Annotated in this window: 12 protein-coding genes; 7 read left to right on the forward strand and 5 right to left on the reverse strand. The window is 69.5% G+C overall.

Annotated features, from left to right (window positions below; all coding sequences use genetic code 11):
• Positions 1-252: 252 nt before the first annotated feature.
• The 3 genes from HNR40_RS35580 to HNR40_RS35590 form a co-directional block, all read right to left on the reverse strand.
• Positions 253-3,672 carry a hypothetical protein gene (locus HNR40_RS35580; RefSeq protein WP_184969296.1) on the reverse strand — a complete coding sequence of 1,140 codons (3,420 nt, stop codon included), beginning with the start codon at positions 3,670-3,672 and terminating at the stop codon, positions 253-255.
• A 120-nt stretch (positions 3,673-3,792) separates the two neighbouring features.
• Entirely contained in the window at positions 3,793-4,122 is a 330-nt protein-coding gene (locus tag HNR40_RS35585; RefSeq protein WP_312896639.1) for an AraC-like ligand-binding domain-containing protein, read from the reverse strand.
• Between the two features lie 199 nt (positions 4,123-4,321).
• Positions 4,322-4,936, reverse strand: a complete 615-nt coding sequence (locus HNR40_RS35590) for a TetR/AcrR family transcriptional regulator (RefSeq protein ID WP_184969298.1) — start codon at positions 4,934-4,936, stop codon at positions 4,322-4,324.
• A 183-nt stretch (positions 4,937-5,119) separates the two neighbouring features.
• On the opposite strand from HNR40_RS35590, the gene HNR40_RS35595 reads away from it, so the two are divergent.
• From HNR40_RS35595 to HNR40_RS35605, 3 genes are all read left to right on the forward strand, one after another.
• Positions 5,120-6,604 (forward strand): MFS transporter, encoded by a 1,485-nt coding sequence (locus tag HNR40_RS35595; protein WP_246509790.1) that lies wholly within the window; start codon positions 5,120-5,122, stop codon positions 6,602-6,604.
• Between the two features lie 1,049 nt (positions 6,605-7,653).
• On the forward strand, positions 7,654-8,058 hold the full coding sequence (locus HNR40_RS35600) for a BP74-related protein (RefSeq protein WP_184969299.1): 405 nt from the start codon (positions 7,654-7,656) through the stop codon (positions 8,056-8,058).
• A 126-nt stretch (positions 8,059-8,184) separates the two neighbouring features.
• Positions 8,185-8,322 carry a hypothetical protein gene (locus HNR40_RS35605; RefSeq protein ID WP_184969300.1) on the forward strand — a complete coding sequence of 46 codons (138 nt, stop codon included), beginning with the start codon at positions 8,185-8,187 and terminating at the stop codon, positions 8,320-8,322.
• A gap of 472 nt (positions 8,323-8,794) precedes the next feature.
• On the opposite strand, the gene HNR40_RS35610 is transcribed toward HNR40_RS35605, so the two are convergent.
• A complete protein-coding gene (locus HNR40_RS35610) occupies positions 8,795-8,953 on the reverse strand; it encodes a hypothetical protein (protein WP_184969302.1) in 159 nt (52 codons plus the stop codon).
• On the opposite strand from HNR40_RS35610, the gene HNR40_RS35615 reads away from it, so the two are divergent.
• The 4 genes from HNR40_RS35615 to HNR40_RS35630 all read left to right on the forward strand — a co-directional run bounded on the left by HNR40_RS35615 (position 8,952) and on the right by HNR40_RS35630 (position 14,236).
• A complete protein-coding gene (locus HNR40_RS35615; protein ID WP_184969304.1) occupies positions 8,952-10,148 on the forward strand; it encodes a serine hydrolase domain-containing protein in 1,197 nt (398 codons plus the stop codon). The genes HNR40_RS35610 and HNR40_RS35615 overlap by 2 nt on opposite strands.
• A 238-nt stretch (positions 10,149-10,386) precedes the next feature.
• Positions 10,387-11,610, forward strand: a complete 1,224-nt coding sequence (locus tag HNR40_RS35620) for an FAD-dependent monooxygenase (protein ID WP_184969306.1) — start codon at positions 10,387-10,389, stop codon at positions 11,608-11,610.
• Between the two features lie 329 nt (positions 11,611-11,939).
• Entirely contained in the window at positions 11,940-13,148 is a 1,209-nt protein-coding gene (locus HNR40_RS35625; RefSeq protein ID WP_184969308.1) for a cytochrome P450, read from the forward strand.
• A gap of 281 nt (positions 13,149-13,429) precedes the next feature.
• Positions 13,430-14,236: an NmrA family NAD(P)-binding protein gene (locus tag HNR40_RS35630; protein ID WP_184969310.1), complete on the forward strand. Its 807-nt coding sequence runs from the start codon at positions 13,430-13,432 to the stop codon at positions 14,234-14,236.
• Positions 14,237-14,300: 64 nt separating this feature from the next.
• On the opposite strand, the gene HNR40_RS35635 is transcribed toward HNR40_RS35630, so the two are convergent.
• On the reverse strand, positions 14,301-16,718 hold the full coding sequence (locus HNR40_RS35635; RefSeq protein ID WP_184969312.1) for an ExeM/NucH family extracellular endonuclease: 2,418 nt from the start codon (positions 16,716-16,718) through the stop codon (positions 14,301-14,303).
• Positions 16,719-16,743 lie beyond the last annotated feature (25 nt).

A 16,743-nucleotide genomic window follows, 5' to 3' on the forward strand; every position in this document is an offset into this window, starting at 1 on the left:
GGCGTTCCCCGACATTGCAGATCATCCAGGCCAGCCACTCATAGCGCCGTTCGGTTTCTGCTCAAATGTGGGTGCGGGAACGCAGCGGCGGACCTATCGGTGCCGAGACGTGGCTCACGCAAGGGCCCTACACCGACGGCACCTTCGAGCCGATAAACCCCGAACAGGTCAGGCGAGGCATTCTCCCCTGCGCCTGAGCATCGAGCGCATCATGAGAAACGATCAGGCCATCCGCAGGGGCGGTGCCGATCTTCAGTCGACGGTGATGCCCCAGGCTTGCTGGCGTACCTCGAGGTGGGGGGATTCACGCAGGTCTCGGATGATCTCCCTCCATGGGGGCGCCCAGTCGGTGTGTACGCCGCCTCGCTGGGTGAGCGTGATCGCGAACAGGCTCCCGGCCAGATCTCCGCCGGCCATCAACCGCCGGATCGCGGGCAGCGTGACGGCGGGCGGCACCTGCGGACGACTCCGGTAGCTGTCGTACAGCTCGTCAGCTACCCGCTCGGCTGTCTGCGACGCCAGGATCGGGCGATTCCCCAGAAGGTCGGCCAGCGTACGCAGGGCATCGCCCAGGTCGGCCTCCGATGTGGGGAGCAGGGCTATCGCCAGCCGTACCGCCTCGGTGAGCAGCAGCGGCCGGGTGGCGAGCAGGTCCATCGTGTCCTGGGCGAGCTGCCGCTCCCATGACCGCTCCTCGTCCAGCATCGTGGCCAGGCTTTCGGTGATGGCCCTTACGCGCTTTCGCGCCGGCGTCCGCAGGTCCTCGCCGGGGACGGCGGCGGCCAGCCGGGCGAGCACGTCGAGCGTCCGGGACCGGATCGTCCCTGTCCGCAGCAGCGCCAGGAACACCTCCATGATCGGCCCGTCGGCCTCCGGGTCGCCCACGGCCTCGAGGATCTCCTCAAGGTCGCCGCGGTACCAGTGCGCCCACACCCTGAACGCCTTCGACCCGCGGAAACGCAGCCCGGGCAGGTCGGCGGACATGAGCAGCCGCCGTACGAGGTCCGCGTAGCCGGGGCGGGCGGCGGGGGCGTACTCCAGGGGATGGGCTTGGAAGAGCGTGCGCAGGAGCACTTCGTCGGCATACCGGCCGGGGGTCTCCATCACAGCGGCCAGGGCGCGTGGATCCTCTGGCATGCCGCGCAGCGCCGTGGCCACGGTCGCGCGTACGTCCCGATGCAGGCCGGGATCCGCCCATGCCCGCAGCAACACCTCCACCGCGCCGGGCGGGCGGTCGTGGTGGAGGCGGCGGGCGGCCAGCTTACGCAGGGTGATCTTGCTTGTTGGGGCGGTCAGCGCCTGCTCCAGGAACGGGCCCAGCCGGGACGGTGGGCTGGACCGGCAGGCGCGTGCCAGGGCGTATACCGCGGTACGGGAGGCCGGGCCGCCGGCGTGCCGCAGGAGCAGGGGCATCGCGTCGGCGCCCGCCATCGCCATGACGGCGGCCTCGGCCAGCACCGTGTTCTCGTGGTCCGCCCAGGCGGCGAGGTGGTCGAGCCCGCCGCCGACCCTTCCGACGGCTTGGATCGCCGTCGCCCGGACGGAGGCGGGCAACCTCTCGTCGCCGGCGGTGGCGGCCAGCTTGGCGCGTACGCGATCACGCTGGTCCGGGGTCCAGCGGCGGGCCTCACCCGCGGCGACCGGCGGCACCCAGGACGGGTCGTGGTCGAGCAGTGGAAGGAGGAGATCGGTACGGACCCGCGCCACGGCACGCCACACGGCGGGAAGCGTGACGGCGGACGGCTCCTCCAGAACGAGCCCGACAATCCGCTCCATCCGCTCATCCGCTCGCTCCGGGGGCCTTCGGCGGCGGCCGGGGCGGCGGGACAACCAGAGGCCGGCGGCCTCGCGGGCGAGTGGCTGCGGCGCCTGGCGGATGGCGGCGCGCAGGTCGTCCTGCAGTTCGGCCAGCGCCCAGGCGCGTCGGCCGAGCGTGCGGGCGAGGGCCACGGCCAGGCTGAAGTCCCCTCGCCCGCGCGCCGCCCGCAGGTGCGGCCGCAGCAGCGCGAGCAGATCGTGCTCCTGCCCCAGGCGCAGCACCCGGTCCAGCCGTTGCGGAGCCGTGGGTGTATCGGGAAAAGCGCGATATCGCCGATGGGCGTCGGGGTCGGGCACGGGCGCTGGGAGCCCCGCCGCGCCGTACCGGGCCACCAGCGACGCGTACACGCCCATCCCCCACGAGACCAGCGCGGGCGCGAGGGACGGATCGTGGTGCCGCAACACCCGGCCGGCCAGGCCGCGCAGCGCCTCCCGGGTGTCACAGGAGGTGTCCTGGGCCCCGGCCACGGCGGTGGCGATGCGGCCCAGCGTGGCGGCGAAGGAGTCGTCGAGCAGCGCGGGCGGGACCTCCAGCAGCGCGGTCAGCAGGTCCCGGCGGAGCGGGTCCCGTTCGTTCACGGTGCGCAGGACCAACTCGGCCAGGAGGTCACGGAGCAACGCCCGGTTCCGCGTGCGCGCCGCGCTCCGTATCAGCAGCGTCCTGGCCAGGCCGCGCCGCCGTGGGTCCCCTCCGACGGCCGCCTCGCGTAGCGGGCCGAGCGCTTCCTGGTACGGCAGATGGCTGGCGAGCTCAAGCGGGATGTCTGGATTGTCCAGGCGGGAGCGGGTCGAGTGCCACACCGAGGCGTGCCAGTCGAGTGTGCGCCTGGCCTCGGCCGCCGCCGATTCGGGTGGCAGCCATCGCAGCAGCCGCATCGTCCACACGCGGCCGGCTCTGCCCTGCGCCCGCACGGCGGCCTCGAAGATCGTGGGCCGGCGGGCGGGCGGCAACCACCGCAGCATCGTGTCGACGCGGTGATCGACCGAGGCGAGCCGCACCAGCTCGGCGTCCGACGCCGAGCTCAGGTGGCGGAGCAATGCTTTCGGCGGTTCGTCCCAGAAGGGGGAGGCTTGGGCGATGAACAGCCTTCTGGCGCGAACGGCGTCCGCCCTGAACAGCGCGTTGGCGACCGCACCCGGAAGCCGCGCGAGAACCCCACGTAGGTCATACCGTTCCAGAAGGGCCAGCATCCGGTCCGGTTCGGAGAGCGCGGCGAGTTCCACGCCCTTGCCCCGGCGGCGCCACCAGGTCCACGGGTGTACGCCGGTGGACAGTTCTTGCTCGGCCACCGCCATGATCGCGCCCGCATGCCGTTTGGCCATCGTCGTCCAGGACGCGTGGGCCAGTTCCGGCAACCATCGCTTGACCGCCGCGGAACCGCAGGCCGGCAGCAGCGCGGCCGCCTCGCGGTCGCCCCATCGGGCGCGGACGTCCGGCAACAGCGCCTCGGCCAACGCGTGGCGGCGGCTGTGCGCCAGCGTGCGGTACAGCGCGCGCCGCAGGTCGGCGGGCGCGTCGTCGAGCGCGGCCCGCACCGCCGGATCCGGTACGGGCAGCGTACGTACGGCGCGCAGGGCCGAGCGCCGCACCCTCATGTCGGGTCCGGCGAGAACCTGTTCAATGAAGCCGAGGTCGCGGGCGGCCATGGCGAGATGCAGTGCCGTGTGCCGGGCGTAGTGGTCCTGCGCCGACAGTTCGTCCAGGAGAACGCGCAGGTGGGAGGTCCCGGCCAGGCGGCGCGCATGCAGCGCCAGTGCCCGCGCGCGTCGCGGGTGGGGAAGGGGTGCGAGACGCGTCAGCAGCGCGGTCGCGGGAAGATCGATCTCGAGGGCCGGCTCTTCGACCGGCTCCATGGGCCTCAACGGCCGGGGCGGAGAACGCCCTTTCCACTAGTCATGCCGACGATGGTGGCCCAAGATCCCCTTGCCGCGCAACTCCGCTCATCTCCGGCAGCCGCTCGCACGTGCCGAGGATCAGCCCGTACAGGAGATGCTCGTCAGATCCGTGGCAGACCAGGACCCGCAGATCGGATGGAGGCCCGCCGATGAGACACGGAGCTCGGCGTGCCGGCCGTCCTGCTCGGTCCATACCCGGCCATGCAGGGCGCAGGTCACCAGGAACGTCTCGGGATCGGATCGGCGGATCAGCTTGGGCGTGCGGTGAATCCACTGCGGCGTCGCGGTCATCAAAACCACCTGCACCGGGCCGAGCTCGCTGAAGTCCGCCCGAACCTGGAACGCACTCTCAGGATGCGGGTCACAACCGGCCACGACCGGCCACGACCGGCAGCCACCGCGTCGCACTCACCTCGCGCCAGACGGCGAACCGTTCCTTCGCCGGAAGCTCAGCCGTACTGACCGTCTCCACAACGCCTCCCCGGTGCTGACAGGCGTCTCGACCATATCCCCGGCAACCGGTGTCATCCACTCGGCGCATGTGGACGTGGACATCTCGCCTCGGCGTCGGTTACCCCACGGCCCCCGCCACACGCGGCGACGAGCCTCAAGACCGGGGCACGACTCCGCTACCGAGGGCGTCGAACAGCCGCTCCAGCCGGGCGCGGTGGTCGTCCGCGACGGTGTCAGCCGCTTCTCCGGCGACCATCCGCCGGGCAGTCTCCACCAGCACGGTGGAGTAGCCGGCGACGAAGAAGGCCGCGAGCAGCGGGCCGTCGCCATCGAACGCCGGGTCGTGTTCGAGCTCGCCGGCGAGAGTCTCCTGGAGATCGAAAGCGATCTCCCTGGCACGGGCGACCAGCGCCGGCGAGGCCACGACGGTCCGGAAAAAGGGAACGGACCCGTCCTTGAGCCCGGACAGGGCATGCCGTTCCTCAAGAAGACCGAACGCCATGTCGCCCAAGGACTGGAGCACCCCGGTGCCCGGGGCACGCTCGCGTACCGCCGAACGCAGAAGTTCGACGGCGTCGACCTGGCGATCCAGCAGAAGGTCCTCCTTGCGCGGAAAGTGCTTGAAGACCGTCACGGCCGAGACCCCGGCCTCCCGCGCGACCTCGGTGACCGTGACCGTGTCGAACCCGCGTTCCAGGAACAGCCGGGTAGCGACCTGCGAAATCTTCGCGCGCGTCTGCGGCCCGCCTCGCGCACTGGTCCTGGGCATCCCGACCTCACTTCCTTGTGCAACTTAACTTAGTCACATAGCCTAGTGGCATGCCCTTCGAACAGACCACCACTGTCACGTGTCATTGTCCCCGGAGCGGCCCCCAGCGGGCCGCGCGCCACCGCCTGCCATCCGGGCGGATCACTGTCCCCCGCCAGGATCACGACCTGACGGGAGACCTCCATGAATGAGCCAGGTGCGGCCATGCCCGGCCGCGGCCCCCGATCGCTGCGGGAGGCCTGGGTCGCGCTGGCGGGACTGTCGGCGGTGTTCCTCTTCGAGATGCTGGACAACTCGATCCTGAACGTCGCGCTGCCCGTCATCGGACGCGAGCTGCACGCCTCGACCACCGCGCTGCAGTGGGTGACGGGCGCCTACGCGGTCGTGTTCGGCGGATTGATGCTGTCCTTCGGCGCGATCGCCGACCGGTTCGGCCGGCGCCGGATCATGCTGATCGGCCTGGCATTGCTCGGGCTGGCGAGCCTGGCGACCGCAGTGGTCACCACCGCCGAGCAACTGATCGCCGTCCGGGCGACGATAGGGGTCGCCGCCGCGATGACGACCCCGGGGTCGATGGCGCTGGCCTTCCGGCTGTTCGACGAGGACGGCCTGCGGGTGCGCGCGCTGACCCTCATCTCGACCGTCGGCCTGGTCGGGCTCGCGATCGGCCCGACCGCGAGCGGCCTGGTGCTGGCGATCGCGCCGTGGCAGGTCCTGCTGCTGGTGAACGTCCCGATCGCCGCGCTCGCCTTCTTCTGCGTGCGGTACGGCATCGCCGCCGACGACCCGGCAGGCCTCCACCACGACCCCCTCGACGTCCCCGGAATGCTGCTGGGCACGGCGGCGATCGTGCTCACGCTCCTCGCCCCGACGCTGTTCGTGGATCAGGGCGCCGGATCCTGGGCGCCCTGGGCGGTCACCGCCGCGGCCGTAGCGTCGCTGACCTGCTTCGTCCTGCGCCAGCGCCTGGCCCGCCATCCGCTGCTCGACCTGAAGCTCCTCGCCCTCCCCCTGGTCTCCAGCGGCCTGGCCTACAAGGCCGCCGCCGGGCTGGCGACCGCCGGGCTCACGTACCTGGTGACGCTGCAACTACAGCTCGACTGGGGCTGGCCGCCCGCACTGGCCGCCCTCGGGATGTTGCCGCAGGTCGTCGTCCTCATCGGGGCCAGCCCCTTCGTCAACCCGTTCGTACAGCGCGTCGGCCTGGACCGGGCCGCATGGACCAGCGCCGCGGCCGTCGTGTCCGGCCTCGCCGTCTACGGCCTGCTCGGCCGGTTCGGCTACCCGTGGATCGCGCTCGCGCTGATCCTGGTGGCGGCCGGAATGCGCGTGGTAGGCGTCGTCGCCGGGCTGAACGTGGTCCGCGGCCTGCCCGCGAACCGGACCACCATCGGCACCGCGCTCGTCGACACCGCCAGTCAGGTCACCACAGGCACCGGCATCGCCGTCACCGGCACCATCCTCGCCCTCCTGTTCACCGGCGACATCACCGCGTCCCCCTGGAGCCCGCGGCAGACCGGCGAATTCCACCAGGCCGTCACCATCGCGGGCCTCACCCTCACCCTCGTCGCGGCCGCCTTCGTCACCTGGGGCTTCGCCCGCACCCGACGCACCGCCGGCGTCCGGGCGGCCACCCCCGTCAACCACGACATGGAGCACACCGCCTGACCCACCACCCACCACTGTGTCCGGCAGACGTTGGCCGGGGAAGGCGCCGTTCCACAGGTGAAAGAAGATCATCGATGTGTCTGCGGCGTCGGTGAAGTAGCTGAGGGTCTTGCCGAAGTAGGGGTGGCCGCCGCCCAGCAGGTGGCCCGAAGGTGTTGAGCACCTCACTGAGGAAGTGGTCGTGTGTGGCCCAGGTGGGGATGTGTGTTCGCATCTGGTCGTACTCGCTACTTGTCAGTGTTCGGTCGGCCTCCAGCCAGCCGCGAGCTCGGGCGAACTCGGAGTAGACGGAGGCAGTGCCGGACTCATATGGGCCGGGGATCAGGTCCCGGAAAGCCCCGGACACGCCGATCGAAGTCCAGGCCCCGCGCGACTCCAGGGATAGCTCTTCTTCGGCCCAGGCTTCATCGCCGCGCTCGAGGTGGAGCAGGTGATCGATGACGAGCCGAATGCTCAGTTCTCCGCCATACATTCCTGGGCGGCGCAGTGCCGAATTCAACTGGCGGACAGGGTAGTCCCGCATCTCCGAAGAGGAGCGCAACTCAGGAAGCTCTGCCTTTCAACCGGCGAACCGGAAGCGCCAGATGCGACGGAGTCATCCCGCTCAGCAGGTCCGGTTATCAACTGAGCCTGGTGAGTTACGCCTGGCGGCCAATACCCGGTGTCGTGGCAGTGCCTCACCTGTTAGATCCCTGGCATGGCTGATCGCAGCATCGTCGCCGCTTCCGACCACGACCTGCCGTTCGACCATAGGAGCGGTATCGCGTCCAGGTCACGACCACGGAGAAGGGCGTGGGCGGCTTGACATTGAACGCACCAACCTGCCCGAATTCCTTCTGATGGATGCGCGGCCGACTCATTGCGTCTTCTGAAACAGGCCGCCAACGGGCAAGTGACATTCCGTCATGATCGCTGTTCGTGCTCTCGAATACCCTCTGCGTGTTGTGATCTTTGTCATGCCGTCAGGCATTCACATCACGTCAAGATCACCGTTAGATGGACAGGCGATATCCATTTGCTCACGGGCGAGCCGAGAGATAGGAGAACTCGTGTTCAACGCTCTTCGTATGGCCACCGCAGTCACGGTCAGCGCCATCGGACTCATTGCCGCGGGAAGTCCGGTTCAGGCCGGAACCGCGGCCGCGGAGTACGTCGCGACCATCAACACGGGCGGGGAGACTTTCCGCGTGCGTCTCGTCGAGTCCAATGACGTCGACGCGGCATACCGCAACATGTCCGGCGTAGGAAATCGGCAGCACATCAACGGAAAGATCCTGCCGGGGACCGATGTCAACACGGGGTGGAGCTGGCACCTGGATCCCGGCGATCTGGAGTTCGTCGATGTGTCGATGGAGCTGTGCGACGGCAAACCGTCCGATGTGGAGAACGGTACGTTGTCCGGAGATCGCTTCTGTCCGTGGGGAACGCAGGTGGTCGATATCCAGCCCCTTTGACCGCGTCACGATTGACCTATCAGGTCATGGCAGGAGCGTAGGGCTCTAGCGGCAGGTGCCGGCCGTTACTAGTGAATGACGGCCTGCACCTGTCTGTCGTGCAGGACTTATGCGCGAGACTTTGGAATGGTCAACGCGACCGGCTGGGCGAGGTTGTCTGTCTCCGGCGCCGTCAAGGCTCAGGCGAAGTCCTTCGATCTCGCCGAGCCATCCTTCGCGTTCAGCCTCGGCGATGCGGGCGAAGAGATTGTCGCCCCGGCATGACATGTTGCGCGCTACCCTGACTTTCGAAGAGCGCACTGCCGTAGCCGCTGGGGCGCATTGCGTGCAGTTCGAATAGGTGGTCACGTGTGACCCGCGCCGGTTCCCAACGCTCCACTCAGCGGACCCCCGCTAACGCTGGCCGCTTACTGCTTCCGTCAGGTCCTTCCCCCGTGCTCCGTGTGACAGACCCTCCTTGTTCTCATGGCTACGGTATAGCGCATCGATTTGTCTTTGCTTTCGATCCGCTTTATCGCATTACACGCGATCCGCCGAACCTACGGTGCCGCCTGCCCAGCGACGCCGGCGTACCCGAATGCTCGCTCGTCGACTCCGCCGTGATGCTTGGTGAGGCGGCCACCGGCAGGCCAAGACCCGGATCCCGCCCACCCCCGGTACGCTGGCTGGCGGGAGAAGCTGGTGGTCGTGCCGGTCAGCGGCAATGACGTGGCCCCTGAAGGGCGGGCCGAGCTGGTCAAGCGGTATGGGGCCTCACCGAGCCGCTGCTGGCTGCGATCGGCTTTCGGGTGTTCGAGGCCAGCAGGGCACCGGGAACTCCCTCGTCAGAGGGAGGGAGAAACTCGCTCGCCTCGGCGATCCGGATCTTCACGGTGATCGACAGGCTGGTCGGCATGAAGAAGCTCTCCTCGGCCCTGTGCCTCGCCGTTGTCACCACCCTCGCGGTCTCCGCCCCCGCCCACGCGGCCGCCGTCGACGACTGCCCGGTCCCCGCGCCCGTCGTCGACCCGCCGATCCAGGTACCGCCGATCAACGACCAGGCACTCGCCAAGAGCATCGCCGGGCTGCCCGCCGCCGACGCCACGGCCGCGATCGTCCGCGTGGGCGGCACGCGGGGATCGTGGCGCGGCGTGAGCGGGATCGCCGACCTGCGCACCCAACGACCCGCCACCGCGAACGCGCGCTTCCGCGCGGGCAGCGTCACCAAGATGTTCACCACCGCGGTCGTCCTCCAACTGAACGCCGAGGGCGAACTGGCCCTCCACGACACGGTCCAGGACCACCTGCCCGGCCTGCTCCCCGCCGACTATCCCCCGATCCAGATCGGTCAGCTGCTCAACCACACCAGCGGCCTGCCCGCACCGAAGATCGACCCCTCCTTCGCGGAGGTCTACAAGACCAGATTCAAGAAGTGGACCCCGCGGGAGTACGTGGCGCTGGCCACCGAGAACCCCGTGCAGTTCGATCCCGGCACCAAACAGCAGTACACCAACATCAACACCTTCGTCGCGGGCCTGCTCATCGAGAAGATCACCGGCCGCTCTTACGAGCGCGAGGTCACCAACCGCATCCTGCGCCCGTACGGCATGCGCGACAGCTACCTGCCCGGCGACTCGGTCCGCATCCACGGCCGCCACCACCAGGGCTACCAGCTCGTCCCCGAAGGCTTCCCCGACTCCACCCGCTACGGCGCGGCCTTCGTGGTGAACATGACCAAGATGAGCGTCACCTCCACCTGGGCCTCGGGCGACCTCATCTCGACCACCGCCGACCTGGAGAAGTTCGTCCGCGCGCTGTTCTCGGGCAAGATCGTGCCCTCAGCGCAGCTGGAGCCGATGTTCACGGTCCCCCGCGTGACGACCTACGGCACGTGCGAGCCCGCCGCGTACACCTCAGGCATGAGCAGAATGGTCCTGCCCGGCGGCCTCGTCGCCTACGGCAAGACCGGCGCCCGCTACGGCTACTCGGCAGGAGTGGGCGCCACCCGCGACCTGAGCAGGACCCTCGTGTACTCCATCAACTCCACCGACGCCAAGTCCTCCGGCCAGAACCAGCGCGGCCTGGCCGTGGCACTGGCCGCCCTGCGATGAACGACGGCAAGCCCGCCGCGTGACCCAGACGAACCCGACGAGGACGAATGACCCCGCAGCGCGGTCCACCCTGATCGCGTCGGCCGCGCACCGTGGACCGCGATGATCCACCAGCGCTGAATTCGATGACCGCGCAGCGATGATTTCCTGTTCGCGCCCGAGTCTGACTGTCGATGGAGGCGGACCGAGGACTGGGCCACTCACGTCATCGACACGAATCGGACAAGCAGGAGGCGATATGAGCGGCATCAGGGTATTGGTGGCGGGGGCCGGCATCGCGGGGCCGGCGCTGGCCCACTGGCTGCGCCGGCGGGGGGCCGAGGTGACCGTGGTGGAGCGCGCCCCGGCGCTGCGCCCCGGAGGGCAGGCGGTGGACGCGCGCGGGGTGGCCAAGGAGGTCATCCGGCGGATGAGGCTGGACTCGGCGGTACGCGCCGCCTGCACCGATACCGCCGGCGCGTACATCGTGGACACGGACGGGAACGTGCTGGAGACCCACCGCGCGGACGACCACGACGGCGACGGGTTCATCGCGGATATCGAGATCCTGCGCGGGGATCTGTCCCGAGTGCTCTACGACGACACCCGGGACGGTGTCGAGTACGTCTTCGGTGACCGGATCGCCGAGCTCAGCCAGGACGCGGACGGGGTTGACGTGGTCTTCGCCGGCGGCGACCGGCGGCGCTTCGATCTGGTGATCGGGGCCGACGGGCTGCACTCGCAGTTGCGAGCGATGGTCTTCGAGCCGCGCGAGCACCTCATCCGCCATCTCGGGCTCGTGCTGGCCTTCTACAGCGTGCCCAACGAGTTCGGCGTGGACCGCTGGATGATCGACTATCAGGAGGCCGGACGGTCCGCCGGCCTGCGGCCCATCCCGGACGCCACCCGGGCGATGGCCATGTTCTCCTTCCCCGCGGCCGACTTCGACGTCGACTACCGCGACGTCGCGGCGCAGAAGCGCCTGCTGTGCGAGCGGATGGACGGTTTCGGCTGGTTGACCCCGCGCATCCTCGCGCACGTGGACGACACCCCGGACTTCTATCTGGACCAGGTCGCTCAGGTGGTGATGGACCGCTGGTCGAGCGGACGGGTGGCGCTGCTCGGGGACGCGGCGTGCAGCGCGTCGCCGATGTCCGGGGCGGGCACCGGGCTGGCCCTGGTCGGCGCCTACCTGCTGGCCGGAGAGCTGGCCGCCGCCGGGTGGGACCCGGAGGCCGGGTTCGCCGGCTACGAGGCCCGGATGCGCCCGTACGTGGAGGCCAACCAGGAGATCGGCCGGTTGCACGTGCACAGCCTCGGGGTTCCGGGGCCGGATGCCGAGCCGAGCCCCGATTTCGCCGGCGAATGGTTCACCGAACTGGTCGAACGTGCGCTCAACGGCGTCGAGCTGCCCGACTACGCAGGGGTGCCGGACTCCGGGGAGTCGGCCGGACAACCGATGATCTCGTCGGCCAACCCGTAGGCCACCGCCGTGGCCGCGGTGAACCCGCGGGCCCGACCGAGTCGGTGGCGACCTGCTCCACCGGCTCGGACTTTCGCGAGCCACTTCGCGCGTGCCCGGTTTGTAGGTGTGTGGCGTAGCGATAAACGCCAGCCACGAAGGCACATCGCCTGTACGCCGAGTTGCTCCCGGTGGCGGAACGGGTCCGGGCAGCGACGTCGAGGAGTGATCCCCCTCGAAATCGGCGATCGCATTGGCCTCATGGGGAAACCCGGCCAGAATCGCGATCAAAGCGGGTTCCAGACCACGCTGGATCCCGGCGACTGCTTCCAGGGAGAGGCGGTTCCTGCATGGTCGTCTACAACCCGAACGACGCCACGCTGCAGCGCGACCCGTACCCGACATACGAGGCGCTGCGGAACGAACAGCCCGTCTACCACAACCCCGACCTGGACTTCTACGCGCTGTCGCGGCACGCGGACGTGGCCGCCGTCTGGCGCGACAGCCAAGGCGTCTACTCCTCCGACCACGGCGTCACCCTGGAGCAATGGAGCCCCGACGCCCGCCGGTCGATGAGCTTCCTGGCCATGGACCCGCCCGATCACACCGCGGTACGCGGCCTCATCTCCCGAGCCTTCACCCCCGGACGCATCCACCGTCTCGAACCACGCATCCGCGAACTGGCCCGCACCTACGCGACCACCGCGATCGAGCAGGGCTCATTCGACTTCATCACCGGCTTCGCAGCCCGCGTACCCGTCGACGTGATCAGCGAGCTCATCGGCGTCCCGGCCGCCGACCGGCCGATGCTGCTACGGCTCAGCCAGCAGATCATCCAGCGTGACGACCTGACCGGCCGGCTCACCGCAGGGGTACGGCAGGCCAACCTTGAACTCCACACCTACTATCGGCAGCTCATCACCGAACGCCGCCGGCAGCCGCAGGACGACCTCGCCACCGCGCTGCTGGAGGCCGAGCTCGACGGCCGTCGGCTCCAGGACGCCGACGTAGCGGCCACGCTCATGCTGCTGGGCGTCGCGGGCAACGAGACCACCATCAAGTTGATCGGAACGGCATGGCGCTTGGCCTGGACACATCCCGACCTACGCGAACAGATCTGGACCGGCCGAATCCCGGTGCGCGCATGGGCGGAGGAGACACTGCGCTTCGAGGGCCCCTCGCAGTACACCATGCGGCGCACGACCAGATCCCTGACCTTACACGGGGTCACGATCCCCCAGGACGCCCGGGTGCTGCTGGTGATCGCGGCGGCCAACCGCGACGACCGCGCGTTCCCCGACGCCGACCGCTATGACCCGCGCAGGGACACCAGCCAGACACTGGCGTTCGGCCTGGGCCCGCACTTCTGCCTGGGCGCCTCCCTGGCCCGGCTGGAGGCAGCTGTTGTGCTGGAGGAGCTCGTCTCAGCCGTAGAGGTCAACTACGACATCGACCCAGCGGGCGTCCGGTGGGCGGGCAGCCCCAGCATCCGCGGACTGGTGACCCTTCCCACCACAGTCAAACCCCGAGGCCGCCGCGCAGCAGACCCAACCCACTAGCCGACGAGGAGCTGGCCGAACGTTCCGCACAGGGCCCGCTCCCAACCCCGTCCAGCGCCAGTACGACACCCGCACCACGCCAGGGTCAACCAGGTCGAATTCTCACGCGGCAATACACGGACGCGCCTTGAGAGGCCGAGATACGTACGACGCGATCGGTCCAGACCGCGCAGACGGGGAGCGCGGGTGGGTGGGCGATCGGGCTTCTTGACCTTAAGTGCGGTTGAGATTCTAGGCTCGTCGGCGACTCATCCAAGCAGGACGATCTAAGGAACTCGACTGTGACGACCTTGGTAACGGGCGCTACCGGGAACACCGGCCGGCACGTTGTGGCAGAGCTGGTCCGGCGAGGCGAGCGGGTCCGGGCGCTGACGCGGGATCCGGCGGCGACCGCGGGGAGGTTTCCGGCTGAGGTGGAACTGGTGCAAGGCACGCACAACGCACCGGAGAAGCTGGGCGCCCCGCTGCGGGGCGTCAGCCGGCTGCACATCACGGTGACGGCTGGGCTGGCGGAGGTGGGGCCTGAGTTGGTGGAGCGGGCGGTCGGTGCGGGTGTTCGGCGCATCACCGTGGTGTGGGGTGGCGCGGTGGGGCCGGTTGAGGAGGCGGTGGCGGGCTCGGGGGTGGAATGGACACGGCTGGAAGCACAGGAGTTCATGTCCAACACGTTGACCTGGGCCGACTCGATCCGAGCCGAGGGTGTGGTCAGGGAACCGTACGACTTTCCCAGCGCCCTGGTGCACGAGGCCGACATCGCGGCCGTGGCGGCGGTCGCGTTGCTCGATGACGGTCATTCAGGGCGGTCGTACAACCTCACCGGACCCGAGTCGCTGACCCCGAGTGAGCGGATCGCGATCCTGTCCCGGGCTGTCGGCCGGGACATCGCCTTCCAGTCGATAACGCACGAACAGGCCATCGACCGGCTGACAGCCACCGGTGTGTCACGGGCGGATGCCGAGTATGTCGTCGGCTGGTATGCGGCGCCCGATGCATCCTCCACGACCGTGGACGACACGGTGACCCGGGTGACCGGCCGTCCGGCGCGTACGTTCACACAGTGGGTGGACGAACACGCGGACCGCTTCTAGGCCCATGAGCGCGGCTCGCCGTATCCCCAAAAAAGGGCGGGCCTCAAGGAGGCCCGCCCAGGGGCTAGTGCTTGTCCCTCACCAGGCCGAACAGGTCCAGGCCGAGCAGGAGCGGGTCGTGGTCCGAGGCGCGGTACGGGCCGGGGCTGTACAGGTCGCCCGCGGTCCTGAACTCGGTGTTGTAGTCGTAGTAAACGTCTTCGTCGGCGTTGACGTGCCAGATGGTGGCTCCGGCGATGCGGCGCATCACCTGCTTGGTGGTGAGGATGTGGTCGAGTTCGCCGGAAGCGCCGCCGAAGACGTAGCTGTAGCGGCCGGCGAGCGGGACGAACTGCTTGCTGACACTGCGCAGCCCGGCGGAGGCGAAGGTTTGGATCGGGTCCTCTTCGCTGTAGGCGTTGAGGTCGCCGACGATGAGCGGGTTGACGAGCTTCTGCTTCTTGATCATCTCAAGGATGGCCTGTGCCTGGAGGACGCGCTGGGCGTTCCAGCAGCCCTGGCCGAGGTCGGCGTTGTCACCGCTGGCGTCGCCGCAGCTCTTGGACTTGAAGTGGTTGGCGATCACGGTGAACGGGCGCAGTGACAGCAGGAGCTTGGTGGAGCGGAAGGTCTGGGCCAGCGGCGGGCGGGCGTTGAAGAAGCGGGGGTCGGAGATGGTCTTGGGCGAGCCGACGGGCTTCACGACGGCCGGCTTGTAGATCATCGCGACCGCGATGGCGTCGGTGCCGGGGCCGGGGTGGGTGATGAGCTTGTACGTGCCCGCGCCGACCGCCGTGTTGAGCGCGTCGACCAGGGCCTCCAGGGCGGCCGGCTGGAAGCCGGTGCCTGCCAGGTCGGGCCTGGGGTTCTCGACTTCCATGAGGCTGACGACGTCGGCGTTGAGCGCCTTCAGCGTGGCCACCTCCTTGGCCAGCTGGCGGTCGCGCTCGGTGAGCGTGTTGGCGCCGCGCGGGGTGAAGTCGGGGTTGTACGGCGGGTTCGGGTAGCCCGCGGCGTTCAGCGTGGTGAACCAGTTCAGGGTGTTGAAGCTGGCGATCCGCACGTCGCCGCCCACCTTGGCGGGCGCCGTGGTGCGGGCGTTGTCGCGGGTGAAGGTGAGCGAGCCGGTCGGGTGCACGAGGTACTTGACGTTCGTGCTGGTGGAGCCGTACGCGCCCTGGTTGAGCACGCCGGTCAGGCCGCTGACGCCGTCACCGGAGCGGGCGAGCTGGTCGCCGGCCGGGTAGTGCGGCATGGGGTTGGGGTTCTGGCCGGAGGAGCCGTCGTCGATGACGACGGAGCGGCGCAGGTCGGCGGCGGGGTCGACGCCGGGGCGGTCGGTCGGGATGTAGAGGCGTCCGCCGGTGGCCGCGAGGAGCTGGCCGTAGCGGGCGTGCCAGTAGTTCTCGCTGATGGTCAGCTTGCCGGGCACCGTCACCAGGACGCCTTCCAGGCGTTCGAAGGTGTCGGCTGCGGCGATCGGCAGGGTGAGGGTGGCGGCGGCGATGGTGCCGGTGCCGCAGGCGTCGACCGCGGTGACGGTGGACAGCTGGGTGGCGCCGCCGAACTCGGTGGCGGTGCCGGAGACCTTCACCCGCGTGCCCACGCTCAGCGCGGTGGAGGCGAAGTTCGGGGCGAAGACGAACAGGCCGTCGGAGGTGGCCGGGTCCGCGTCGGGTGTGTCGTCCTGGACGAAGAAGCCCGAGCGCGCGGTGGCGCTGGTGAAGGTACGGGTGACGACGCCTTCGACGCGGACCTGCTGGCCGGACAGCGGGGTCGCGGCGGCGGCACCCTGTACGTCGGCGATCTGGTGTGTGGGGGCGGTGTCGCACGGGTTGGTCGTCGGTGTCGGGGTCGGCGTCGGGGTGGGTTCTCCGCCGCCGGGGCCGGTCTGGCCGGCCAGGTTGGTGGGCGTCGGGGCGCCGGCGGCTAAGTCGGCGGCGTTGTTGTCGGTGTCGACCGGGGTGGCCGCGCGGCTGATGGAGTTGCTGTTGGACGGCGCCGGGGCCGGGGCTCCCTCGAAGGCGTTGGCGCTCGTGCCGTACCCGATGAAGTCGATCACGCCCGGGGCGGTGACCACGTCGGAGCCGACCAGCGCGGTGGTGCTGGAGACCAGGGCGACCTTGCCCGCGGTGGCGCTCATCGGGATGGTCCCGGTGGCGTCGGCGGGCGGTAGAGGCTTGTCGGTGACGGTGGTTCCGGCGGCCTCCTGGACGAGCAGGCGTCTGCCGGGAGGCAGACTGCCGCTGAGCGGCGTCACCTGCCAGGTCGTGCCCGCGGCCGAGGCGTACTGCACGCTCCAGCCGCTCAGGCTCACCGGGTCCGAACCCAGGTTGTACAGCTCGATGAAGTCGTTGCTCCAAGTGGCGCCGGAGTTGCCTCCGCCGCCGTAGACCTCGGCGATGACGACATTGGTCGACACCGCTCCTGCCGGGGCGGCCCCGGTGATGGCTCCGGCCGCCAGCGTGGCGGCCACGAGTGCCGCCTTGGCACGTCTGGTCATGTGAGATCTCCTCGTAGAAAAGCGA

This window comes from Nonomuraea endophytica (assembly GCF_014203235.1).
Taxonomy (GTDB): domain Bacteria; phylum Actinomycetota; class Actinomycetes; order Streptosporangiales; family Streptosporangiaceae; genus Nonomuraea; species Nonomuraea endophytica.

Excerpts from the sequence above, each read along its gene's own strand:
- HNR40_RS35615 (WP_184969304.1), top strand. The coding sequence starts at position 8,952 with ATGAAGAAGCTCTCCTCGGCCCTGTGCCTCGCCGTTGTCACCACCCTC.
- HNR40_RS35580 (WP_184969296.1), bottom strand. The coding sequence starts at position 3,672 with ATGGAGCCGGTCGAAGAGCCGGCCCTCGAGATCGATCTTCCCGCGACC.
- HNR40_RS35610 (WP_184969302.1), bottom strand. The coding sequence starts at position 8,953 with ATGCCGACCAGCCTGTCGATCACCGTGAAGATCCGGATCGCCGAGGCG.
- HNR40_RS35620 (WP_184969306.1), top strand. The coding sequence starts at position 10,387 with ATGAGCGGCATCAGGGTATTGGTGGCGGGGGCCGGCATCGCGGGGCCG.
- HNR40_RS35605 (WP_184969300.1), top strand. The coding sequence starts at position 8,185 with ATGGTCAACGCGACCGGCTGGGCGAGGTTGTCTGTCTCCGGCGCCGTC.
- HNR40_RS35590 (WP_184969298.1), bottom strand. The coding sequence starts at position 4,936 with ATGCCCAGGACCAGTGCGCGAGGCGGGCCGCAGACGCGCGCGAAGATT.
- HNR40_RS35595 (WP_246509790.1), top strand. The coding sequence starts at position 5,120 with ATGAATGAGCCAGGTGCGGCCATGCCCGGCCGCGGCCCCCGATCGCTG.
- HNR40_RS35635 (WP_184969312.1), bottom strand. The coding sequence starts at position 16,718 with ATGACCAGACGTGCCAAGGCGGCACTCGTGGCCGCCACGCTGGCGGCC.
- HNR40_RS35625 (WP_184969308.1), top strand. The coding sequence starts at position 11,940 with ATGGTCGTCTACAACCCGAACGACGCCACGCTGCAGCGCGACCCGTAC.